The organism is Stenotrophomonas maltophilia group sp. msm1, from assembly GCF_032025805.1.
GTDB classification, from domain to species: Bacteria; Pseudomonadota; Gammaproteobacteria; order Xanthomonadales; family Xanthomonadaceae; genus Stenotrophomonas; species Stenotrophomonas hibiscicola.
In genome coordinates this window covers 1,408,951-1,430,802 of sequence record NZ_JAVSKH010000001.1, presented here as the reverse complement: position 1 = coordinate 1,430,802, position 21,852 = coordinate 1,408,951, and the positions used below count along the sequence as shown (strand labels likewise).

Below are 21,852 nucleotides of genomic sequence, written 5' to 3'. Positions count from 1 at the left end.
TCCGCCGCAAACGAAACAGGGCGCCTGGCGCCCTGTCGATGGCAACACCCATTGTAGCTTGGGACGGGCGGCTGAGGTTTCAACCCCGAGGGGGTAGTGCCGGCCGCTGGCCGGTGATCCGCGATGCTGCCGAAGATCATGAGGTTGCCGGCCAGCGGCCGGCACTACCAGGTCAACCGCATCGGGTCAGAGCCCTCCCGCGGCGCGGAAGGGATCCGACCCGGGATCAGCCGCGGCTGACGCGGCCGACCGGCGTGTTGCCGCCGTCGCCGAGGAATTTGCGCGGGTTGACCACGTTGCCGTTCTCCCACACCTCGAAGTGCACGTGGGCGCCGGTCGAACGACCGGTGGAACCGGCCTTGGCCACTTCCTGGCCGGCACGGACCAGGTCGCCGGCCTTCACCACCAGGCGGGAATTGTGCGCGTAGCGGGTGACGTAGCCATTTCCGTGGTCGACGTCGACCACGTTGCCGTAGCCCCCCTTCACGCCGGCGAAGCTGACCACGCCTTCGGCCACGGCCATCACCGGGTCACCGACCTTGGCGTGGAAGTCCATGCCCTTGTGGGTGGCGGCGCCTCGGCCGAACGGGTCGGCACGGGTGCCGAAGCCGGAGGTCACGTAGCTGTTGCGGATCGGCATGCGCGAAGGCACGGCGTTCTGCTGCAGCTGGTGGTCGAACATCAGCGACTCCATCACCGACAACTGGCGGCCTGAAGCAGCGAAGCGCTGCTCCAGCACCTGTAAGTCGGCGTTGACGTCCTTGACCGGGATGTCGCTGGTCGGACCGCCTGCGTCACCGTCACCGAGACCGGGGGTCTCGTTGAAGTCGAACTCGCCGTCCTCCAGCTTGCCCATCTGGGTCAGCCGTTCGCCGAGCGCGTTGAGGCGGGTGGCCTGGGCCTGCAGCTCGCCGAGACGGGCCGCCAGCGCGTTGACCTGGGTCTGCGCATCGCGCTTGACCTTGGCCAGCTCCGCATCCTGGCGCTCGACCTTGGCCTGCAGCCGGGAATCATTCAGCGCGCTGACGCCCATGCCGCCAGCAAGGCCGATAATGCAGCCTACCCCGAGCACGCTGCCCAGCAGGGCGCGGGGGCGGTCCTCGAAATAGAACCGCAAACGCGTGATCGGCGACGATTTGGCCTGTCCTTCACGCGTTTTGATTACGATCTTTTTGAATGCCATCAGTGAGTTTTCATGTCTGAGCCGAAATCCAGCGTTCGCCCCGCGTCGGCGCCGAAACCGGCGCTGGATGCGGTAATGGCGGACAAAAGCGGGAACCCGCTGCGGCGTGCCCTGTGGCTCGACGCGCTGGACCGACAGTTGCGCCCCCAGTTGCCGCCAGCTCTGCGCAGCCGCTGCCGGCTGGCCAATGTGGACGGGGAACACCTCGTTTTTCTCGTCGAATCCCCGGTCTGGCATGCCAAGTTGCGGCTTGCCGAAGCCCAGTTGCTCGACGCGGCCCGTTCCATCGGGCTGAAGGCCACCAAGGTGACCATCAAGACTGCGTCTCCCACTCCCACGCGCTCCCCAGCGCTCGACAACCGGAATGGACCCCACGCAGTTTCAGCCGCCACGCACAAAGGGCTACGCGACGCCTTGGCTTGCCTGCAGGACGTTCCTTCCAAACCGAAGAAACGGTCATGATGGCAACGGAGCATCCGGCTCCGCTCCCCGTCGCGCGTGTCACCACGGCGTGAAACATTTCGGGGGCCGGGTCGCATCCTAGCGGCCATCCAGGGGCCTGTCGTTAGATTGTTGTTAAAACGGCGTTAAATTCAGGCTTCGGATCCAACAGGTTCACAAAACCGTGACCTCGAACCGGCCTTGATGCCTTTTCAAGCACACTGAATGCGTCGTCTGCGCCGGAAACAACAACGCCGCCTTGGATGGCGGCGTTTTTATCTTTAAATTCAACGACCTACGGAATCAGGCATAGGCCGGAGTGGCGTATTCGACCGGACCCGGGGTGGCAGGCGAGTCGAAGCTGACCCATTCCCAGGCAGTGGCGTCGGCCATCAGCGCCCGCACCAGCTTGTTGTTGAGCGCGTGGCCGGATTTGAAGCCCTCGTAAGCGCCCAGCACCTGGCCACCGGCCAGGTAGAGGTCGCCGATCGCATCGAGGATCTTGTGGCGCACGAATTCGTCGGCGTAGCGCAGGCCGTCTTCGTTGAGCACGCGGAACTCGTCCAGCACGATGGCGTTGTCCATCGAACCGCCCAGGCCCAGGTTGCGCTCGCGCATGTATTCCAGGTCGCGCATGAAACCGAAGGTGCGCGCGCGGGAGATTTCCTTGGTGTAGGCCAGCGTCGAGAACTCGATTTCCTGGCGCGACTGCTTGGCCGGGATCATCGGGTGGTCGAACTGGATGGTGAAGCCCAGCTTGTAACCCTCGTACGGGGTGAAGCGGGCCACCTTGTCGCCCTCGGTCACTTCCACGGTCTTCAGCACGCGGATGAAGCGCTTGGGCGCATCCTGTTCCACGATGCCTGCCGACTGCAGCAGGAACACGAACGGGCCGGCCGAACCGTCCATGATCGGCAGCTCGGCCGAGGACAGTTCGACGATGATGTTGTCCACGCCCAGGCCAGCCAGCGCCGACATCAGGTGTTCGACGGTCTGGATCTTGGCGTCGTTGCAGGTCAGGCCGGTGCACAGGGTCACTTCGGTGACCAGCTCGGCCTTGGCCGGCACTTCCACCACCGGGTCCAGGTCCACGCGGCGGAACACGATGCCATGGTTGACCGGTGCCGGGCGCAGGGTCATGTAGACCTTGTCGCCGCTGTGCAGGCCAACGCCGGTGGCGCGGATCGTGTTCTTGAGGGTGCGTTGCTGGATCATGGGGGATGGACCGGAAGTGACACATTAGATTAACACGCACGCTCCCCTACCCCGGCTGAAACGCCGGCAGGACGCGCGTGAAGCAGGGCGGCCGGGCCCATCCTGGCCCGGCGCCCGCGTTTTTCAGGACATGGTGGCGCTACCCGGGGAGGACAACCCCGGGCCGCCCCGCTCAGTCCGCCTGGCGGCGCAGGAACGCCGGGATGTCCAGGTAGTCGTTCGGCAGTTCCGCCGCAGCCGGGGCCGAGGAGGACGGCGCCGACGGGGCCGAAGCGGCCGCGGTATCGCTGCTGGCGCGACGCAGGCCCAGGCCCATGCCGCCGACGGCCTTGGACACGGCGTCGCCACCGTTGTCGAAGTCGCCGAACTCCGGCTGGCCGGTCGTGGCATTGCGGACCAGCTTGATCGGCGCACGCTCGCCCGGACGCTGGGTCTTGCTGGCCGAAACGCGGTTCAGGCCGGTAGCGACCACGGTCACGCGCACTTCGTCCTGCATGTCCGGATCCAGCACGGTACCGACCACCACGGTGGCGTCTTCGGAAGCGAAGCCATCGATGGTGCGGCCGATCTCGTCGAACTCGGCCATGGTGAAGTCGGCGCCGGCGGTGATGTTGACCAGGATGCCGTTGGCACCGGCCAGGTTCACATCGTCCAGCAGCGGGTTCTGGATGGCGGCTTCGGCGGCGGCCTGGGCGCGGTCATCGCCACGGGCGGTGCCGGTGCCCATCATCGCCAGGCCCATTTCGGACATGACGGTACGCACGTCGGCGAAGTCGACGTTGATCAGGCCCGGACGCACGATCAGGTCGGCGATGCCCTGCACGGCGCCCTGCAGCACGTCGTTGGCGGCGCGGAAGGCCTGGATCATGGTCGCGTTGCGACCCAGCACGGTGATCAGCTTCTCGTTCGGAATGGTGATCAGCGAGTCGCAGTGCTGGCTCAGTTCCTCGATGCCCTTCAGCGCCACCTGCATGCGGCGACGGCCTTCGAACGGGAACGGCTTGGTGACCACGGCCACGGTCAGGATGCCCATTTCCTTGGCCAGCTGTGCCACCACCGGCGCAGCGCCGGTGCCGGTGCCGCCGCCCATGCCGGCGGTGATGAACACCATGTCCGCGCCCTGCAGCGCGTCCATGATGCGCTCACGGTCTTCCAGCGCGGCCTGGCGGCCGACTTCCGGGTTCGCGCCTGCGCCCAGGCCCTTGGTCACGTTGGTACCCAGCTGCAGCTGCAGCTTGGCACCACAATTCTTGATGGCCTGCGAGTCGGTGTTGGCGGTGATGAATTCCACGCCGTCCACCGCCGAGTTGACCATGTGCGCCACGGCATTGCCGCCGCCGCCGCCCACGCCAACCACCTTGATCACCGCATTGGGTGCCATCTTTTCGATCAGTTCAAAATGCGCCATGTCCGTGTCCTCGTTGTATCCGCTTGTCGGTGGCATGGACGGTCGGGCCTCCTGCCTTCGCGTGTCATGTTGCCGTTGCGGCTGTGTGGGTTGTGTATTGCGTTGTTGCGTTGTTGCGTTGTGATGCGGGTACTGCGGGTGTTGCGCCGGGCCGGGCCCGGAGTTGCGGGTTCCGCGTCAGAACTCGCCGCGGAACCAGGTCTTGAGTTTCTTGAACATGCTTCCAGCGCGCCCGGTCGGCAGCGATGGCCGCCGCGGGTGCTCGATCTGGCTGCCCATCAGCAGCAGGCCCACGCCGGTGGCGTGCACCGGGTTGCCCACCACTTCGCCCAGGCCGGTGACGTGCTGCGGGATGCCCACGCGCACCGGCATCTGCAGCATTTCCTCGGCCAGTTCGACCACGCCCTCCATCTTCGAGGCGCCACCGGTCAGCACCATGCCGGCGCGCACCAGTTCCTCGAAGCCGGAGCGGCGCAGTTCGGCCTGCACCATCTCGAAGATCTCCTCGTAGCGGCCCTGCACCGCCTGCGCCAGCGAATGGCGCGGCATGCGGCGCGGTGGACGGTCGCCCACCGACGGCACCTGGATGCTTTCCTCGGCGGTGGCCAGCTGGGCCAGGGCGCAGGCGTAGCGCACCTTGATCTGCTCGGCTTCCGGGGTGGGCGTGCGCAGCATGTGCGCGATATCGTTGGTGACGTGGTCGCCGGCGATCGGCAGCGAGGCCGTGTGGCAGATCGCGCCCTGCACGAACACCGCGATGTCGGTGGTCCCGGCGCCCATGTCGACCAGCACCACGCCCAGCTCGCGTTCGTCAGCGGTCAGCACCGCAACGCTTGAGGCGAGCGAGGACAGCACCAGGTCGTCCACCTGCAGGCCACAGCGCTGCACGCACTTGCTGATGTTGGCTGCGGCCGACTGCGCGCACACCACCAGGTGCGCATGCACCTCCAGGCGCACGCCGGTCATGCCGACCGGGTTGCGGATGCCTTCCTGCGAATCGTCCAGCACGTACTCGCGCGGGATCGCGTGCAGGATCTTCTGGTCGGCCGGAATCGCCACCGCCTTGGCCGCATCGAGCACGCGATCCAGGTCGCCCCAGGTCACTTCCCCGTCGCGGATCGGCACGATGCCGGGCGAGTTCTTGCACTGCACGTGGTTGCCGGAGATCGAGGCGTACACCGAGCGGATCTCGCAGCCGGCCATCAGCTCGGCTTCTTCCACCGCGCGCTGGATCGACTGCACGGTCGATTCGATGTCCACCACCACGCCGCGCTTCAACCCGCGCGATTCGTGCGAGCCGATGCCGATCACTTCGATCGGGTTGCCCGGCGAATACTCGCCCACCAGCGCCACCACCTTGGAGGTGCCGATGTCCAGGCCAACGATCAGCGATTTGTCACCCTTGCGATTCATGTCCTTTCCTGCGTCCTGCTGACTGGGGTCGCCGGCGTTTTCGCCGGCATGGCCGGGGTACCCCAGCTCAGCGTGAAACCATTGGTGTAGCGGAGGTCGGCGCGCTCGATCGGCGCGTCCTGGCGGTTGAGCTGTGGCAGTACCTTGACGAAGCGCTGCAGGCGCGAGCGCGCATCGTCACGGCCGACCACCACTTCGGTGCCATTGCTCAGCACCAGCGACCAGCTGCCGCGTGCATCCATCGTTACCCGGCGCACATCGACGCCGGCCGGTGCGAACAATGCACGCGAGTCGCTGTACAGCTTCATCACTTCTTCGGTCTGGCTGTCCGGGCCGTCCAGTTCGGGCAACGCCAGGTCGGCCAGCTTCTTCGGCGTGGGGAACAACTTGCCCTGCTCGGAAACCAGGCGGTCGTTGCCCCAGCGCGCGAACGGCTTGTGCTCGACCAGGGTCACTTCCAGCACGTCCGGCCACTGCTTGCGCACCCGCGCGCTTTCCACCCACGGCAGTTTTTCCAGTGCGTCCTGCGCGTCCTGCAGCTTGACCGCGAAGAAGCCGGCGCGCGCATACGGCAGCAGCACCTGCTGCAGCTGCTCGGCCGGTACCCGCTTGAACTCGCCATGCACGCGCAGCTTCGCCAGCGGCCAGCGCTCGGCGCCGACCCAGCCATTGACCACGGCCACCACCGGCAGTGCAACCACCGACAGCGCCAACAGCCAGACGAAGATGCGTAGCACCGCGTTCATGCGTGCGAAGCCTCCAGGGTCTGTTCCAGCACGCGCCACACCAGTTCCTCGAAACCGATGCCGGCCTGGCGGGCCGCCTTGGGTACCAGCGAATGGCTGGTCATGCCCGGCGCGGTATTCACTTCCAGCAGGAAGAAGCGGCCGCTGCTGCGGTCGCGCATCACGTCCACGCGGCCCCAACCACGGCAGCCGGCCGCGCGGAACGCGGCCAGCGCGATGCGGCGGATTTCCGCTTCGTCGCCACCCTCCAGGCCCGGGCAGAGGTACTGGGTGTCCTCGGCGATGTACTTGGCGTTGTAGTCGTACCACTGGCCCTTGGGCACGATGCGGATCGACGGCAGGGCAACGTCGCCGAGGATGGCCACGGTCAGCTCATCGCCCACCACCATCTGCTCCATCAGCAACTGGCCGTCGTAGCGCGCGGCCAGGGTCACGGCCTCGTCCAGGCCAGCCTCGTCAGTGACCCGGCTGATGCCCACGCTGGAGCCTTCGTTGGCCGGCTTGACCACCACCGGCAGGCCCAGCTCGGCCGCCAGTGCATGCACCGTGGACGCGTCGACCTTGCGGTACTGCGGCGTCGGCAGGCCCAGCGACAGCCACACCTGCTTGGTGCGGATCTTGTCCATGCTCAGCGCCGAACCCAGCACGTCCGAGCCGGTGTACGGCACGCCGAAGGCGTCCATCAGGCCCTGCACGATGCCGTCCTCACCACCACCGTTGTGGCCGTGCAGGATGTTGAACACACGGTCGATGCCGCCGGCAGCCAGCGCCTTGGCCAGCGCCGGAATGCCGTCCACCGCGAACGCATCGACACCGCGCGACTGCAGTGCTTCCAGTACGTTGCGGCCGGAATCCAGCGACACCTCGCGTTCGCTGGAAGTGCCACCGAGCAGCACGGCGACGCGACCGAACACAGCCGGGTCGGTCACGCGCAGCGGCGGGAAGGTCAGCGTGCTCACGCCTCGCCCTCCCCCTTGAAGCCTTCCACCGCGATGTGGGTGGCCACGGCGCCAATATCGCCCGCCCCCATCATCAGCAGCAGGTCACCGTCCTGCAGCACGTCCGGCAGCACGCTGGCCAGTTCGGCAGCCTTGCCCACCACCACCGGCTCGCTGCGACCGCGGGCGCGGATGGCGCGGGCCAGCGCATGCGAGTCGGCACCGGCAATCGGTTCCTCACCGGCCGGGTAGACCTCGCTCAGTACCAGTGCGTCGACGCTGGACAGCACCGCAGCGAACTTGTCGAACTGGTCACGGGTGCGGCTGTAGCGGTGCGGCTGGAAGGCCACCACCAGGCGCTTGTCAGCCCAGCCACCGCGGGCCGCGGCGAACACGGCCTCCAGCTCGCTCGGGTGATGGCCGTAGTCATCGATGATACGGACCTTGGCACCACTGGCGGTGGTCACTTCGCCCAGATCGTTGAAGCGACGGCCGACACCGGCGAAGCTTTCCAACGCACGCGCGATGGCATCCGGCGCCACGCCCAGCTGCCAGCCCACTGCGGCGGCGGCCAGCGCGTTGAGCACGTTGTGCCTGCCCGGCAGCGCCAGCACCACTTCCTGGCTGGTGCCCTGCGGCAGGCGCAGGGTGAAGCGCATGCGCGGCCCTTCCTGCACCACGTTCTCGGCGCGCACGTCGGCCTGCGGGCTCATGCCGTAGCTCATCACGTGACGCGGGGTTTTGGCGGCCAGCGCGGCCACTTCCGGGTCATCGATGCACAGCACGGCCAGGCCGTAGAACGGCAGGCGCTGCAGGAATTCGGCGAACGCCGCCTGCACGCGGGCAAAGTCGTTGCCGTAGTTTTCCAGATGGTCGGCATCAATGTTGGTGATGATCGACATCAGCGGGTTCAGGCGCAGGAAGCTGCCATCGCTTTCGTCGGCCTCGGCCACCAGCCACTGGCCTCCGCCCAGCTTGGCGTTGGCACCGGCCGCCAGCAGCTGGCCACCGATCACGAACGTCGGGTCCAGGCCACCTTCGCTCAGCACCGCAGCAGTCAGGCTGGTGGTGGTGGTCTTGCCATGGGTACCGGCCACGGCGATGCCGCGGCGGAAGCGCATCAGCTCGGCCAGCATCGCCGCACGCGGCATGATCGGAATGCGCTGGCTGCGCGCTTCCATCAGTTCCGGGTTGTCTTCGCGGATGGCACTGGAGACCACCACGCAGTCGGTGCCCAGTACGTTGGCTGCCGAGTGGCCGCGCATGATGCGCGCACCCAGGCTGGCCAGCCGACGGGTTGCCACGTTGTCGGCGTTGTCCGAGCCGGACACCTCATAGCCCAGCGTCAGCATCACTTCGGCGATACCGCTCATGCCGGTGCCGCCGATGCCGACGAAATGCACGCGCGGGAACGCGCGCACCAGGTCGTTGGTGTCGTGCAGGCGACGGATCATGGGCGGCCTCGCGCAGGGCAGGCGCGGTGGCATGCCTTCTTCATACAGCTTCCTCAAGAATGATATCGGCGATGCGCTCGGCGGCATCGACCTTGGCCAGGGCACGCGCGGCTTGCGCCATCTGCATGCGGCGGGCGGGATTTTCGGACAGATCGCGCAGCAGTGCGGCAATGCCGTCGGCCAGCGTTCCGTCCTGCTTCAGCAAAACCGCAGCACCGCGCTCGACCAGATACTCCGCATTGCGGGTCTGGTGATCGTCGACGGCAGCGGGGAATGGCACCAGCACACTGCCGACACCGACCGCGCACAGCTCGGCCAGCGTCGAGGCGCCCGCGCGGCACACCACCAGGTCGGCCCAGGCGAAGGCCTCGGCCATGTTGGCGATGAACGGCGTGATGTCGGCCAGCACGCCGGCCTTTGCATACGCCTCCACCGCTTCGGCGTGCATTTTCTCGCCACTCTGGTGGCGCACCTGTACCGGAATGCCGGGGCCGAGTGCGGCGATCGCCTGCGGCACGCCGGTGTTCAGTGCACGCGCGCCCTGGCTGCCGCCAACCACCAGCACGCGCAGCGGTCCGTGGCGGTCGGCGAAGCGCTGTTCCGGCGGTGCGGTGGCGGCGATCTCTGCGCGCACCGGATTGCCGACGAACTCCTCACGCTCGGCGAAGGTACCCGGGAAGCCGGTGAGGAGGCGGCGCGCATAGCGCGACAGGATGCGGTTGGTCATGCCGGGCGCGCGATTCTGTTCGTGCACCAGCAGCGGGAGGCCGTGCAGGCGGGTGGCCATGCCACCGGGGCCGGAGGCAAAGCCACCGAAGGCGACCACCGCGCGCGGCTGGCGCTTGCGGATGATCATGCCGGCAGCGCGCAGCGCGCGCATCAGCCGCCAAGGCGCGCCCAGCAGGGCCAGCTTGCCCTTGCCGCGCAGGCCGGTGATGGCCAGCGTGTCGATTGGAATGTCGTGCTGCGGTACCAGTCGCGTTTCCATCGCGCCGTCGGCGCCCATCCAGGTCACCGGCACGCCGCGCTCGCGCAGCACGCGGGCCACAGCCAGGCCGGGAAAGATGTGACCGCCGGTGCCACCGGCCAGGATCATCACCGGGCGCACGCTATCGGTGGCCGCGCTCATGACAGCCTCCCGAAGGTCGGTTCGATACGCGACTGAAGGCGGCTGGTGCCGCGCGCGGCGTTTGCTGGAGCTGGAGCTGCGGCCGTCGCCCCGGCGCTGATCGGCGCGCTGGCGGCCACCTGCACGGCTGGCTCGCCCACCGGCTCAGCAGCTGCGTCTTCGGCACCACCGATGCGCACGGCCTGGCGGCGCTCGGCACGCTTGAGTTCATAGGACACGCGCAGCAACAGGCCCATCGCAACGCAGGTCATCAGCACCGACGAACCGCCGGAGGAAATCAGCGGCAGAGTCAGTCCCTTGGTCGGCAGGATGCCCAGGTTCACGCCGATCGAGACGAAGGTCTGCATGCTGATCCACAGGCCGATGCCGAAGGCGATGTAGCCAGAGAAGTGGCGCTTCATTTCCACGCAGCGCATGCCCAGCCAGAAGGTCCGGCCGACCAGCAGCGCGTACAGGGCCACGATCACGCAGGTGCCCAGGAAGCCGAATTCCTCGGCGGTGACCGAAAAGATGAAGTCGGTATGCGCTTCGGGCAGGTAGTACAGCTTCTGCACCGAGTTGCCCAGGCCGACGCCGGTCCACTCGCCACGGCCCACCGCCATCAGCGCGTTGGACAGCTGGTAGCCGTCGCCCTGCTGGTCGGCCCACGGGTCCAGGAAGGAGGTGATGCGGCGCATGCGGTAAGGCTCGATGATCGCCAGCGCGCTCATGCCGACCAGGCCGATGATCACCGGCATCGACATGCGCGGCATGTTCACCCCGCCCAATACCAGCATGCCGGCGGTGATCGCCAGCAGCAGGGTGGACGAGCCGAAGTCCGGCTGCAGCAGCAACAGCACCACCAGCGCACCGGCCACGCCCAGCGGCTTGAGCATCGCCGGCCAGGTCGCGTTGACCTCGTCGCGGAAGCGCACCAGGTAGCTGGACAGCCAGACGATGTAGAGCACTTTCACCGCCTCGACCGTCTGGAACTTGGAGATGCCCAGGTTGATCCAGCGGCGCGCACCGTTGACCGTGCTGCCCAGGCCCGGCGCGAACACCGCCAGCAGCAGCACGAAGCAGCCCAGCAGCAGCATCTGGTTGTACTGCTCGATGGACTTCAGCTCGGTACGGGCGGCAAGCACCGCCAGCACGATACCCACCGCCAGGAAGATCAGGTGGCGGTTGAGGTAGTAGAACGGGCTGCTCATCAGCGCGATCGAGCTGGACGCCACCATCACCACGCCAATGCCGGTGAGCGCGATGATCGCGCCCAGCAGCCACTTGTCGTAGCTGCCTTCGATGGCTTCAAGGCGTGTTGCCTGGCGGGACAGGTCGTTCATCTCAGCGCACCTTCAACGTGGCCAGGCCGATCAGCACGAGCACGACGGAGATGATCCAGAAGCGCACGATCACGCGCGGCTCCGGCCAGCCCTTCAGTTCGAAATGGTGGTGGATCGGCGCCATGCGGAACACGCGCTTGCCGGTCAGCTTGAACGAGGCCACCTGGATCATCACCGACAGCGTCTCGATGACGAACACGCCGCCCATGATCACCAGCACCAGCTCCTGGCGGGTGATCACCGCGATGGTGCCCAGCACCGCGCCCAGCGCCAGCGCGCCGATGTCGCCCATGAACACCATGGCCGGATAGGTGTTGAACCACAGGAAGCCCAGGCCCGCGCCGGCGATGGCCGCGCAGATGATGACCAGTTCGCCGGCCCCCGGGATCTGCGGGATCTGCAGGTAGTTGGCGAACACTACGTTGCCCGAGGCGTAGGCGAACACGCCCAGCGCGCAGGCCACCAGCACGGTCGGCATGATCGCCAGCCCATCCAGGCCGTCGGTCAGGTTCACCGCATTGGAGAAGCCGACGATCCAGAAGTAGGCGATGGCCACGAAGCCGATGCCGGCCAGCGGCAGCGCCACCGACTTGAACATCGGGATGTAGAAGGTCAGCGCTGCCGGCACGTCGGCTGTATGGAACAGGAACAGGCCGGCGGCCAGGCCGAAGATCGACTGCAGCAGGTACTTCCAGCGCGACTTCAGCCCGTTCGGGTCGCGGCGGACGATCTTGATCCAGTCGTCATACCAGCCGATGGCACCGAAGCACAGCATCACTGCCAGCACCAGCCACACGTAGCGGTTGCGCAGGTCGGCCCACATCAGCACCGACAGGGTGACGGTCAGCAGGATCAGCGAGCCACCCATGGTCGGCGTACCGGCCTTGGAGAAATGGGTCTGCGGACCGTCCTTGCGGATCGGCTGGCCGCCCTTGAACTGGGCAAGCTTGCGGATCATCGCCGGGCCGAGCCACAGCGACAGGAACAGGGCCGTCAGCGCGGCAAGGATGGCGCGGAACGTCTGGTAGTTGAACAGCCCGAACAGGCTCTCCAACTGCTGCAACCATCGAGCCAGTTCATACAACATGCGGGGATTCCTCTCCTTGCGCCAGCAGCGCTTTGACAATCGTGTCCATGGCGCTGCCACGGGAACCCTTGACCAGGCAGCGCACGCCGGCGTGCAGCTCGTCCTTCAGCGCCTTCGACAGCGCGTCATGGGTGGCGAAATGACGGCCGCCTTCGCCGAAAGCGGTAGCGGCAGCGGCACTGAGCGGGCCCAGCGCATACAGGCGCTTGAGGCCGGCCGACCGCGCGCGGAGCCCGGCCTGCGCGTGCAGCGCTCCGGCGTCCGGACCCAGCTCACGCATGTCGCCCAGCACCAGCCAGCCCTCTTCCGGCGCGGCGGCCAGGGCGTCGATGGCCGCGGCCAGCGAACCGGGATTGGCGTTGTAGCTGTCGTCCACCAGCACCGCGCCATTGCGCAGCAGATGGGCAATCTGGCGGCCCGGTACCGGCTGCGCCTCGGCCAGGCCAGCCGCGATCAGCGACAGATCGACACCGGCGGACAGCGCCAGGCTGGCGGCAGCCAGCGCATTGCTGACGTTGTGGCGACCCGGCAGGCCGAGCACCACGCGAGCCTCGCCGGCCGGCGAGACCAGGGTGAACTGGCTGCCCTGCGCACCTGCGCGGATGTCGCGCGCGGTCACATCAGCAGTATGTTCCAGGCCGTAGCGCAGCACGCGGCAGCGTGCCGGGGTACCGACGAAATGCTGTTCGAACCAGCGGCCGTAGGCATCGTCGGCGTTGATCACCGCCACGCCATCGGCCGGCAGTGCGGCATAGATTGCGCCCTTGGTCACGGCCACGCCAAGCAGGCTGCCCATGCGTTCCAGGTGTGCCGGGGCGATGTTGTTGACCAGGGCATAGCGCGGGCGGGCGATTTCGGTCAGGTAGGCGATATCACCCGGCTTGCCGGCGCCCATCTCGTAGACGGCGTAGTCGGCATCTTCCGGCGCATCGATCACCGCCAGCGGCAGGCCGATCTCGTTGTTGCGGTTGCCCGGGTTGGCGTAGACCACCTTGTGGGCGTGCTGGGCCACCTGCTGAAGGATCGACAGCAGCAGGCTCTTCACGCTGGTCTTGCCGTTGCTGCCGGTGATCGCGAACACCTCGGTGTCCCGGTCACGCTGCATGCCGGTGGCGATCTTCGCCAGTGCAAGCTCGCTGTCGGCCACCAGCACCTGCGGCAGCTCGACCGGCAGCAGGCGCTCGACCAGCAGCGCGCTGGCACCGCGCACCTGTGCGTCGGCGGCAAAGTCATGGCCGTCGAAGCGCTCGCCGCGCAGCGCCACATACAGGCTGCCCGGACCGAGGCTGCGGGTGTCATTGCTGACCGCGTCGATGGCCACGTCGTCGCCGTGGATCTCACCGCCGGCCCAGTGGGCGATCAGCGAAAGCAGAGTGCGCTTCACGCGGCACCCTCCCCGGCCTGCGCCTCTAGTACACCGGCCTTGGCCGCCAGTGCAGCGGCAGCCACCTCGGTGTCGTCGAAGTCATGGCGCACACCGTTCACTTCCTGGTACGGCTCGTGGCCCTTGCCAGCAATCAGGATGATGTCGCCGGCACCGGCACGCTTCACCGCCAGGCCGATCGCACGCGCGCGACTGCGCTGCACGGTCACGGCATCGGCATTCTGGAAGCCGGCCAGGATGTCGGCGACGATCACGTCACCGTCTTCGCCACGCGGGTTGTCGTCGGTGACGATGACCTGGTTGGCCAGACGCTCGGCAATGGCCGCCATCTGCGGGCGCTTGCCGGTATCACGCTCGCCGCCGCAGCCGAACACGCAGAACAGCGCGCCGTGCAGGTGGCCATGCAGGCTGTCCAGCGCCTGTTCCAGCGCGTCCGGGGTGTGTGCGTAGTCGACCACCACGGTCGGCAGGCCGTCTTCGCCGCCCAGGCGGTTCATGCGGCCACGGATCGGCTGCAGCGCCGACAGTACTTCAGCGATGCGCGGCAGCGACTGGCCCTGCGCATGCAGAGTACCGGCCACCGCCAGCAGGTTGTCCACGTTGAAGCGGCCCAGCAGCGGCGACTGCACCGCCGCGCGCTGGCCGTCGATGACCAGTTCAAACGCAATGCCACGACCATCCAGCTGCAACGCTTCGGCGCGCACGCTGGCATCGCTGGCACCACGCGAACTCAGGCCGACCGGCTGCACGCCCACCGGCAGGACGGCGAACAGCTGGCGACCGAAGGCGTCGTCCAGATTGATCACCGCTGCCTTCAGGCCCGGACGATGGAACAGCCGCGCCTTGGCCGCGCCGTAGCTGGCCATGTCGCCGTGGTAATCCAGATGATCGCGGGTGAGGTTGGTGAACACCGCCACGTCGTAGTGCACGGCATCGACGCGGCCCTGGTCCAGCGCGTGCGAGCTGACCTCCATCGCCACCGCGCGCGCACCGGCGTCGCGCAGCTGTGCCAGCAGCGCATGCATCTGCAGCACCAGCGGCGTGGTGAAACCGGTCGGCTCGACCGCACCATAAAGTCCGGCGCCCAACGTGCCGATACTGCCACTGGGCGTTCCGAGCAGGTGCCAGGCCTGGGCCAGCAACTGCACGGTGGAAGTCTTGCCGTTGGTGCCGGTCACGCCCACCATCGCCATCGCCCGCGACGGCGCGCCATGGAACTGGTCGGCCATCGCACCCATGCGTGCGCGCAGGCCCGGCACGGCGATCGCATCGGCTGGCGCCGGCAGTTCGGCCGGTGCCGGGGGCTCGAACAGGATGGCGCTGGCACCGGCCGCGCGGGCCTGCTCGACAAAGTTCAGGCCATGCGCGCCGAAACCGGCGATGGCGACGAAGGCATTGCCGGGACGCACGGCGCGGCTGTCCAGCGCCAGCCCGGTCAGAACGGGATCATGGCCCGCCAGGGCCACGTCGGGAAGCAACTGCGAAAGCAACATCGAAGGACTCATTGCGTGCCTCCCGTAACGGGGGGCGTCTGGGCGTGCGCGCTCGGCAGCGCAGCATCGAATTCAGCGGCGGCATCCACCGGCAGCGCGGTCTCGGCCGGCGGCGCGGGCAGGATCGAGGCCGAGTGGCCGACCTTGCCCGACTGCTGTGCGGCCAGCCACGACTGCAGGTCATCCAGCGGCACGTCCATCAGGCGCAGTGTGCCTTCCATCACGTTGTGATAGACCGGCGCCGACACCAGGCCGCCGTAGAACTTGCCGGCCTGCGGATCGTTGATGACGATGACGGTGGCGAAGCGCGGGTTGGTGGCCGGCACCACACCGGCAAACAGCGCGTTGTAATGGCCACGCTCGTAACCACCCGGGCCGGTCTTGCGCGCGGTACCGGTCTTGCCGGCTACGCGGTAACCCAGCACTGCTGCCTGCTTGGCGCCGCCCTGGGTGACCACCGTTTCCATCATCGCCACCACCTGCCTGGCGACGCTCTCGTCGATGATCTGATGCGCTTCGTTGCGCTGGCCCTTGACGAAGGTCGGCGCGATCAACTTGCCGCCATTGGCCAGCGCCGAGTAGGCGGTGGCGATCTGCAGCGGTGTCACGTTCAGGCCGTAGCCGTAGGACATGGTGGTCTTGGTGGCACCGTCCCAGTTGGCCGGGCGCCGCACCACGCCACCGGATTCACCCGGGAACCCGCTGTGCGGCACCGAGCCGTAGCCGAAACGGCGCACGCCGTCATAGAACACCTGGTCCGGCATCTTTGCCGCGACCTTGGCCGCGCCGATGTTGGAACTGCGGGTGATCACGCCGGTTACGTTCAGCACGCCGTTGTTGCGCGGCACGTCGCGGATGGTGAAGCGGGCCACCTGCATGTAACCCGGGTTGGTATCGATGATGGTGTCCTTGGTCACCGCACCAGCCTGCAGCGCCGTGGCAATCGTCAACGGCTTCATCGTCGAACCCGGCTCGACCAGGTCGGTCACCGCACGGTTGCGGCGCGCATCGGGCAGCGCGCCGGTCAGCGAATTCGGGTTGTAGGTGGGCAGGTTGACCATGGCCAGGATCTCGCCGGTGTTCACGTCCATGATCACCATCGAACCGCCGGCCGCCTTGTTGGCCACCAGCGCGTTGCGCAGTTCCTTGAACGCCAGGTACTGGATGCGGCGGTCGATGCTGAGCGTCAGGTCCTTGCCCGGTTCGGCGGCGCGCAGCAGATCGCTTTCGACGGTCTCGCCCTTGCGGTTGCGGATCACCCGCTTGGCACCGGCCTTGCCGCGCAGCCATTCGTCGAACGCCAGCTCCAGGCCTTCCTGGCCGCGGTCGTCGATGTTGGTGAAGCCCAGCACGTGCGCCATCGCCTCACCCTGCGGGTAGAAGCGGCGGAACTCGCGCTGCGCGGCCACGCCCGGAATCTTCAGCGCGACCACCTTTTCTGCCTCGTCCGGATTGATCCGGCGACGCAGGTACATGAATTCCTTGTCCGACTTCTGCGACAGGCGGCTGCTCAGCTCATCCACAGACATGCCGACCGCCTGGGCCAGCTCCGGAATGCGCTCGGGCGAACGCAGCAGGTCCTGCGGATTGACCCAGATCGAGGCGACCGGGGTGGACACCGCCAGCGGCTCGCCGTTGCGGTCGGTGATCATGCCGCGCGAGGTCTTGATCGGCAGCTCGCGCAGGTAACGGGCCTCGCCCTGGCGCTGGTAGAAGTCGCTGTTGATGATCTGCACGTAGGCGGCACGACCGACCAGCGACACCGAGCACAGGCCGAGCGCCAGCGCGACCCAGCGCAGGCGCTGGCGCAGGTTGAAGGCGTTGCGCGGGCGGTTGCGGCCGGTCTTGCTCATGGCCGCACCACCACGATGTCGGCGGCCTCGGGGAACTTCATGCCGAGCTTCTCGCGGGCGATGCGATCGACACGGTTGGCTTCGGCCAGGGTGGCCTGTTCCAGCTGCAGGCGACCGAACTCCAGGTTGATGTCATCGCGCTTGCGCTCGGCGCGCGACAGTTCGATGAACGTCTGCCGGTGACGATGACGCACGAACACGACGCCGATCGCCGAGGCCACGGTGGAAGCCAGCAGGATGATCAGCAGCAACCGGCTCATGCGTCGGCCTCCCGCTTCTGCGCCACGCGCAGCACGGCGCTGCGGGCACGCGGGTTGGCGGCCAGCTCTTCGTCGGTGGCCTTGATGGCACCGCCGATCAGGTCCAGCGTCGGCACGAACGCGACCGCCTCGGGCAGGCGGCGGTTGGCCGGCGGCGCCTTGGCCAGGCGGTTCATGTACTGCTTGACGATGCGGTCTTCCAGCGAATGGAAGCTGATCACCGCCAGGCGGCCACCGGGCTTGAGCCGTTCGACGGCGGCATCCAACCCGGCCTCCAGATCGGCCAGCTCGCGGTTGATGTGGATGCGGATGGCCTGGAAGCTGCGCGTGGCCGGGTGGATCTTGTCTTTTCCACGCGGCATCACCGAGGCGATCAGCTCGGCCAGTTCGGCGGTGCGGGAGAAGGGCTGCTTCTCACGGCGGGCCACGATGGCACGGGCGATGCGGCGGCTCTGGCGCTCTTCGCCGTAGGTCCACAGCACATCGGCGATCTCGCGCTCTTCCACGCGGTTGATCCACTGCGCGGCGCTTTCACCACTGTCCGGATCCATGCGCATGTCCAGCGGGCCGTCCTTGCCGAAGCTGAAGCCACGTTCGGCCACGTCCAGCTGCGGCGACGACACGCCGAGGTCGAACAGCACGCCGTCCAGGCCTTCGGCCGTCGCATCCCACTGCAGCAGCTGGGCGAAGCTGCCACGGAAGATGGACACGCGCGGGTCCGGCGCGAAATCGCGCTCGGCAACGGCGATGGCTTCCGGATCCTTGTCCATGACCAGCAGGCGCCCCTCGGGACCGAGCTGGGTGAGCACGCCACGTGCATGACCGCCACGACCGAACGTGCCATCCAGATAACGTCCGTTTTCGATCACCCTCAGGCCTTCAAGGACCTGGGTGTACAGGACCGGCAGGTGCACCGCCGGCGACTGCGACACCGGAAGGTGACCGGTCTGCGCTTCTGGGCGCATCCGGGCACCCCGGCTCACAACTTCAGGTCGAGCAACCCATCACCCAGATCCTCGTCAGACAACGTCTGCTGGATCAGGGCCCGATGCGCCTGCTCGCTCCACAATTCGAACTTGTCGCCCATACCGAGCAATACCGCCTTCTTTTCAATGCCCACCGCACCGCGGTGGCTGGCGGGGATGCTGATGCGACCGTTGCCGTCCAGTTCCAGATGGGCGGCCGAGCCGACCAGCTTCTGCTGCAACAGGCGCACGACGCGTTGGGTGTTGGGCTTGGACATGACGTCGTCGCGCACCCGCTCCCATTCCGACTCTGCATACAGCCACAGGCAGCCGGCTTCGAACGGGTTGTAGGTCAGCACGAGACGGTTGTTGCTGGCGCGCGCGACGAGGTCGCGGTAAGCGGTGGGAACCGCCATGCGCCCTTTATCGTCAACTGTGATGGCCGTCTCGCCCTGGAACACGACGCGTGCACCTATCCTTCGCCCGGTGAAACATTGAACCACGAAAACCCACAAAACACCCGGATTTCCCTCTGATGCCCACCTTAGCAGCGGCCGAAGGGTTGTCAACAACTTTTCAGCGGGGAAATCGCCAGCCGCATCAATGGCTTGCAACAACCTTTAGAGAATTGTTCAAGGCTTATCCACAAGTTGCTGATCCGTCTCAATTTTTGAGATTGAACGGAAGTTCAGGGGTGTGGACAGAGCGTGAAACATCGCTCGCGCATTCATCCGGGACGGGCAGGAAGCGGCGCCAGACTGCGCAAACCGTGCACAATGAGGCCATGTGCCTGCTCGCTCTTGGTTGGATGCACCACCCGCGCTGGCGGCTGGTGATGACCGGCAACCGTGATGAGTTCCACGCCCGCCCGACAGCGGCGCTGGCCCCCTGGCAAGATGAGACCTCCGTCATCGGGGGGCGCGACCTGCGCTCCGGCGGCGGCTGGGCCGGCGTCGGTGCGGGTGGACGCATGGCTGTGGTCACCAATGTCCGCGACCCGCTGGCCGCACAGACCGGTCCTTCACGGGGTGCGCTGGTGGCCGACTTCCTGCGCGGCCGCGACCCGGCCGCCGTGCATATCGAGCGGCTGGCAACGGTGGCGGGTGCCTACGCCCCATTCAATCTGTTGCTGGCCGATGGCGACAGCCTGGAGTACCTGGGCAACCACCCTGCCGAGCGCCAGCGCCTGGGCCCGGGCGTGCATGGCATGTCCAACGGCGCGCTGGACGCACCCTGGCCGAAGACCCGACGACTGATGGCCGCGCTTGAAGCCTGGTTCGAGGCCGGCGATGAGGACCTGACCCCGCTCTGGGCCGCCCTGGCGGACGAACATCGCCCCGCCGACAGCGACCTGCCCGACACCGGCATCGGACTGGAACGCGAGCGCTGGCTGAGCCCGGCCTTCATCCGCGGCGACGACTATGGCACCCGCGCCAGCACGGTGCTGCTGATCGATGCCGAAGGGCACGGGCAGATCCACGAGCGTCGCTTCGGCCCTCAGGGTGTCGCCCTCGGCCAGAGCCAGGTCGATTTCTGACCCTGTACCTGTTTTCTGTGTCTATAAATGTCTGCACGCACGCCACACGATGACCCGGCGCGGTTCTGCCGCGCGCCTCACCGATCCACAGGGAGTCATCGATGCGCCGTGTTGTCGTACTTGTCGTCACCCACCTGCTCGCCCTCGGCCTGGGCTTCGGCCTTGGCATCTACCTGCTGCCGATCCTGATCGCTCCCGACGACCCGCCGGTCGCGCAGGTACAGGCGGCGATGGGCGACGCCCGTTACCACACCACCTTCCGTCGCGACCTCAAGGGCAGCGACGCCGTGCACTGGGCCGACGGCAAGGTCAGCGTCAGCCCGCGCCAGGTCGCGTTCGACGGCAAGATGGGCCCGGGGCCGGACTACAAGGTCTACCTCGTGCGCGACTTCGTCGACAACAAGGCCGATTTCCTGAAGATCAAGGCACAGGCCCAGCGCATCGGCGAGGTGAAGACCTTCAACCGTTTCCTGGTGGACGTGCCTGAAAGCGTCAACGTGGACGATTACACCACCGTAGTGGTGTGGTGCGAACGGTTCGAGCAGTTCATTTCCGCCGGGCAGTACCGCACGCCGGGTTGAACAACATCCCAAGCATCTGGGCGAAGAGCAGCCGAGCATGGCTCGGCTCTACTGTAGAGCCGAGCCATGCTCGGCCTACCGTAAGAAAGAGGCGGAGCCGGCCGATAAGCCGGGTTCTGTCGTGGACAGTCATTCCTCTAGGCGTTACGTCACCGCAACGCTCAAGCAACCTACCCGGATCCAACGCGGGCCGCGCCAAAGGATCCCTATTTGGTCTTGCTCCAGGTGGGGTTTGCCGTGCCGGTCTGTTGCCAGACTCGCGGTGCGCTCTTACCGCACCATTTCACCCTTACCGGCCTTCCGAAGAAGACGTAGGCGGTATCTTTCTGTTGCACTTTCCGTCGGCTTGCGCCGCCCAGGCGTTACCTGGCACCTTGCCCTATGGAGCCCGGACTTTCCTCGGCACCCCCGAAGGGATGACGCGACTGTCTGGCCGACTCCGCCAGCGCGCATTCTAGCGTACGCACGCCTTTCCTGCCGTGCCGATCGCGGCGTCTGGTTCATCCGTCCACGCGTGGCGTGGATCTACCGATGCCGCTGCCCTGGTGGGTGCGGATTCCGCTCTGGTGGGTGCGGACCTTGGTCCGCACGATCCATCAACTGCCGTACAACGCCTTGCGCGGTGCGCCGGTCAGTTCCGCGGCCAGCTTCGCGGCGGTCGACGGCGGCAGATGCTCGCCCAGCTTGGCGTAGACGCGGCGGCCATGCGCCAGCTGCGCTTCCTCATCGTCGCCGGCGCCCTGCACCATCACCACGAACTCGCCCTTGCGCTGGTTCTCGTCAGCTTCCACCTTCGCCAACAGGCCGGCCAGGTCACCGTCGAGCACGGTCTCGAACAGCTTGGTCAGCTCGCGGGCCAGCACCGCCGGGCGCTCGCCGCCGAAGATCGCCGCCATGTCGGCCAGCGACTCGGCGATACGGTGCGAGGATTCGTAGAACACCATCGTGCGCACTTCGCCGGCCAGCGCCTGCAGGCGGTCGCGGCGGCCGCTGGCCTTGGCCGGCAGGAAACCCTCGAAGCTGAAACGGTCGCTGGGCAGGCCGGCCACGCTCAGCGCGGCGATGGCGGCGCAGGCACCGGGCACCGGGCTGACCTTGATACCCGCCGCGCGCGCGGCACGCACCAGGCGGAAACCGGGGTCACTGACCAGCGGGGTACCGGCATCGCTGACCAGCGCCAGCGACTCGCCGGCCTGCAATCGCGAAACCAGGCGCTGCGCCAGGGCCTCTTCATTGTGTTCGTGCAGGGCCACCAGCGGTTGCTGGATGCCGAAATGGGACAGCAGCTGGCCGCTGCGGCGGGTGTCTTCGGCACAGATGGCCGCCACCGAACGCAGCACCTCCTGCGCGCGCGGGCTCAGATCGGCCAGGTTGCCGATCGGGGTGGCGACGACGTACAGGGTTGGCACACTCATTTCAGCGGTACTCACGGGGCAAGGGTAG

The 21,852-nt window shown here is 67.1% G+C and carries 19 protein-coding genes, 1 other RNA gene and 1 pseudogene; 3 read left to right on the top strand and 18 right to left on the bottom strand.

What is annotated here, in order from left to right:
* Positions 1-226 precede the first annotated feature (226 nt).
* A complete protein-coding gene (locus ROV95_RS06320) occupies positions 227-1,183 on the bottom strand; it encodes a M23 family metallopeptidase (RefSeq protein WP_155028958.1) in 957 nt (318 codons plus the stop codon).
* 12 nt (positions 1,184-1,195) lie between these two features.
* Between ROV95_RS06320 and ROV95_RS06315 the strand changes: the two genes are divergently transcribed.
* Entirely contained in the window at positions 1,196-1,645 is a 450-nt protein-coding gene (locus tag ROV95_RS06315) for a DUF721 domain-containing protein (protein WP_312543544.1), read from the top strand.
* A 282-nt stretch (positions 1,646-1,927) separates the two neighbouring features.
* Here ROV95_RS06315 and lpxC read toward each other — a convergent pair whose 3' ends face one another.
* From lpxC to mraZ, 15 genes and pseudogenes are all read right to left on the bottom strand, one after another.
* A complete protein-coding gene (lpxC, locus tag ROV95_RS06310) occupies positions 1,928-2,839 on the bottom strand; it encodes a UDP-3-O-acyl-N-acetylglucosamine deacetylase (RefSeq protein WP_019661076.1) in 912 nt (303 codons plus the stop codon).
* A 172-nt stretch (positions 2,840-3,011) separates the two neighbouring features.
* Positions 3,012-4,247 (bottom strand): cell division protein FtsZ, encoded by a 1,236-nt coding sequence (gene ftsZ, locus ROV95_RS06305; RefSeq protein WP_058980418.1) that lies wholly within the window; start codon positions 4,245-4,247, stop codon positions 3,012-3,014.
* 177 nt (positions 4,248-4,424) lie between these two features.
* Positions 4,425-5,660: a cell division protein FtsA gene (gene ftsA, locus ROV95_RS06300; protein ID WP_005408083.1), complete on the bottom strand. Its 1,236-nt coding sequence runs from the start codon at positions 5,658-5,660 to the stop codon at positions 4,425-4,427.
* Positions 5,661-5,731: 71 nt separating this feature from the next.
* Positions 5,732-6,406 (bottom strand): annotated as a pseudogene (locus ROV95_RS06295) (cell division protein FtsQ/DivIB); the annotation flags it as partial.
* Complete coding sequence (locus ROV95_RS06290) at positions 6,403-7,365, bottom strand: D-alanine--D-alanine ligase (RefSeq protein WP_312543540.1); 963 nt, start codon at positions 7,363-7,365, stop codon at positions 6,403-6,405. The gene ROV95_RS06290 and the pseudogene ROV95_RS06295, both read right to left, overlap by 4 nt.
* Positions 7,362-8,798: a UDP-N-acetylmuramate--L-alanine ligase gene (gene murC, locus ROV95_RS06285; protein ID WP_019661073.1), complete on the bottom strand. Its 1,437-nt coding sequence runs from the start codon at positions 8,796-8,798 to the stop codon at positions 7,362-7,364. The genes ROV95_RS06290 and murC overlap by 4 nt, the downstream gene beginning before the upstream one ends.
* A gap of 40 nt (positions 8,799-8,838) precedes the next feature.
* On the bottom strand, positions 8,839-9,927 hold the full coding sequence (gene murG / locus ROV95_RS06280) for an undecaprenyldiphospho-muramoylpentapeptide beta-N-acetylglucosaminyltransferase (protein ID WP_312543538.1): 1,089 nt from the start codon (positions 9,925-9,927) through the stop codon (positions 8,839-8,841).
* On the bottom strand, positions 9,924-11,249 hold the full coding sequence (ftsW, locus tag ROV95_RS06275; protein ID WP_019661071.1) for a putative lipid II flippase FtsW: 1,326 nt from the start codon (positions 11,247-11,249) through the stop codon (positions 9,924-9,926). The genes murG and ftsW overlap by 4 nt, the downstream gene beginning before the upstream one ends.
* A gap of 1 nt (position 11,250) precedes the next feature.
* Positions 11,251-12,336, bottom strand: coding sequence for a phospho-N-acetylmuramoyl-pentapeptide-transferase (mraY, locus tag ROV95_RS06270; RefSeq protein ID WP_019661070.1), 1,086 nt, complete (start codon positions 12,334-12,336; stop codon positions 11,251-11,253).
* The gene (murF, locus tag ROV95_RS06265; protein ID WP_134731232.1) at positions 12,326-13,720 is read right to left on the bottom strand and encodes a UDP-N-acetylmuramoyl-tripeptide--D-alanyl-D-alanine ligase; all 1,395 of its coding nucleotides are present in this window, start codon (positions 13,718-13,720) and stop codon (positions 12,326-12,328) included. The genes mraY and murF overlap by 11 nt, the downstream gene beginning before the upstream one ends.
* Positions 13,717-15,225 (bottom strand): UDP-N-acetylmuramoyl-L-alanyl-D-glutamate--2,6-diaminopimelate ligase, encoded by a 1,509-nt coding sequence (locus tag ROV95_RS06260; RefSeq protein ID WP_312543536.1) that lies wholly within the window; start codon positions 15,223-15,225, stop codon positions 13,717-13,719. Before ROV95_RS06260 ends, murF begins: the two co-directional genes overlap by 4 nt.
* Entirely contained in the window at positions 15,222-17,066 is a 1,845-nt protein-coding gene (locus ROV95_RS06255; protein ID WP_019661067.1) for a penicillin-binding protein 2, read from the bottom strand. The genes ROV95_RS06260 and ROV95_RS06255 overlap by 4 nt, the downstream gene beginning before the upstream one ends.
* Positions 17,063-17,326, bottom strand: coding sequence for a cell division protein FtsL (gene ftsL / locus ROV95_RS06250; RefSeq protein ID WP_005412242.1), 264 nt, complete (start codon positions 17,324-17,326; stop codon positions 17,063-17,065). The genes ROV95_RS06255 and ftsL overlap by 4 nt, the downstream gene beginning before the upstream one ends.
* The gene (rsmH, locus tag ROV95_RS06245; RefSeq protein WP_012479154.1) at positions 17,323-18,291 is read right to left on the bottom strand and encodes a 16S rRNA (cytosine(1402)-N(4))-methyltransferase RsmH; all 969 of its coding nucleotides are present in this window, start codon (positions 18,289-18,291) and stop codon (positions 17,323-17,325) included. The genes ftsL and rsmH overlap by 4 nt, the downstream gene beginning before the upstream one ends.
* A gap of 14 nt (positions 18,292-18,305) precedes the next feature.
* A complete protein-coding gene (gene mraZ / locus ROV95_RS06240) occupies positions 18,306-18,752 on the bottom strand; it encodes a division/cell wall cluster transcriptional repressor MraZ (RefSeq protein WP_004143635.1) in 447 nt (148 codons plus the stop codon).
* 323 nt (positions 18,753-19,075) lie between these two features.
* Between mraZ and ROV95_RS06235 the strand changes: the two genes are divergently transcribed.
* Entirely contained in the window at positions 19,076-19,828 is a 753-nt protein-coding gene (locus tag ROV95_RS06235) for an NRDE family protein (RefSeq protein ID WP_312543534.1), read from the top strand.
* 101 nt (positions 19,829-19,929) lie between these two features.
* A complete protein-coding gene (locus ROV95_RS06230; RefSeq protein ID WP_312543532.1) occupies positions 19,930-20,409 on the top strand; it encodes a DM13 domain-containing protein in 480 nt (159 codons plus the stop codon).
* An 89-nt stretch (positions 20,410-20,498) separates the two neighbouring features.
* Here the strand turns inward: ROV95_RS06230 and rnpB are convergent.
* Both rnpB and rsmI read right to left on the bottom strand, forming a co-directional pair.
* Positions 20,499-20,850, bottom strand: an RNA gene (rnpB, locus tag ROV95_RS06225) — RNase P RNA component class A.
* A gap of 155 nt (positions 20,851-21,005) precedes the next feature.
* Positions 21,006-21,824 (bottom strand): 16S rRNA (cytidine(1402)-2'-O)-methyltransferase, encoded by an 819-nt coding sequence (gene rsmI, locus ROV95_RS06220; protein WP_312543531.1) that lies wholly within the window; start codon positions 21,822-21,824, stop codon positions 21,006-21,008.
* Positions 21,825-21,852: the final 28 nt, after the last annotated feature.

Coding starts and splice junctions, on each gene's coding strand:
- ftsA (WP_005408083.1), bottom strand. CDS start 5,660: ATGAATCGCAAGGGTGACAAATCGCTGATCGTTGGCCTGGACATCGGC.
- ROV95_RS06315 (WP_312543544.1), top strand. CDS start 1,196: ATGTCTGAGCCGAAATCCAGCGTTCGCCCCGCGTCGGCGCCGAAACCG.
- murC (WP_019661073.1), bottom strand. CDS start 8,798: ATGATCCGTCGCCTGCACGACACCAACGACCTGGTGCGCGCGTTCCCG.
- murG (WP_312543538.1), bottom strand. CDS start 9,927: ATGAGCGCGGCCACCGATAGCGTGCGCCCGGTGATGATCCTGGCCGGT.
- ftsW (WP_019661071.1), bottom strand. CDS start 11,249: ATGAACGACCTGTCCCGCCAGGCAACACGCCTTGAAGCCATCGAAGGC.
- rsmI (WP_312543531.1), bottom strand. CDS start 21,824: ATGAGTGTGCCAACCCTGTACGTCGTCGCCACCCCGATCGGCAACCTG.
- ROV95_RS06230 (WP_312543532.1), top strand. CDS start 19,930: ATGCGCCGTGTTGTCGTACTTGTCGTCACCCACCTGCTCGCCCTCGGC.
- ROV95_RS06235 (WP_312543534.1), top strand. CDS start 19,076: ATGTGCCTGCTCGCTCTTGGTTGGATGCACCACCCGCGCTGGCGGCTG.
- ROV95_RS06260 (WP_312543536.1), bottom strand. CDS start 15,225: ATGAGTCCTTCGATGTTGCTTTCGCAGTTGCTTCCCGACGTGGCCCTG.
- ROV95_RS06320 (WP_155028958.1), bottom strand. CDS start 1,183: ATGGCATTCAAAAAGATCGTAATCAAAACGCGTGAAGGACAGGCCAAA.
- mraY (WP_019661070.1), bottom strand. CDS start 12,336: ATGTTGTATGAACTGGCTCGATGGTTGCAGCAGTTGGAGAGCCTGTTC.
- rsmH (WP_012479154.1), bottom strand. CDS start 18,291: ATGCGCCCAGAAGCGCAGACCGGTCACCTTCCGGTGTCGCAGTCGCCG.
- ROV95_RS06255 (WP_019661067.1), bottom strand. CDS start 17,066: ATGAGCAAGACCGGCCGCAACCGCCCGCGCAACGCCTTCAACCTGCGC.
- ftsL (WP_005412242.1), bottom strand. CDS start 17,326: ATGAGCCGGTTGCTGCTGATCATCCTGCTGGCTTCCACCGTGGCCTCG.
- lpxC (WP_019661076.1), bottom strand. CDS start 2,839: ATGATCCAGCAACGCACCCTCAAGAACACGATCCGCGCCACCGGCGTT.
- ftsZ (WP_058980418.1), bottom strand. CDS start 4,247: ATGGCGCATTTTGAACTGATCGAAAAGATGGCACCCAATGCGGTGATC.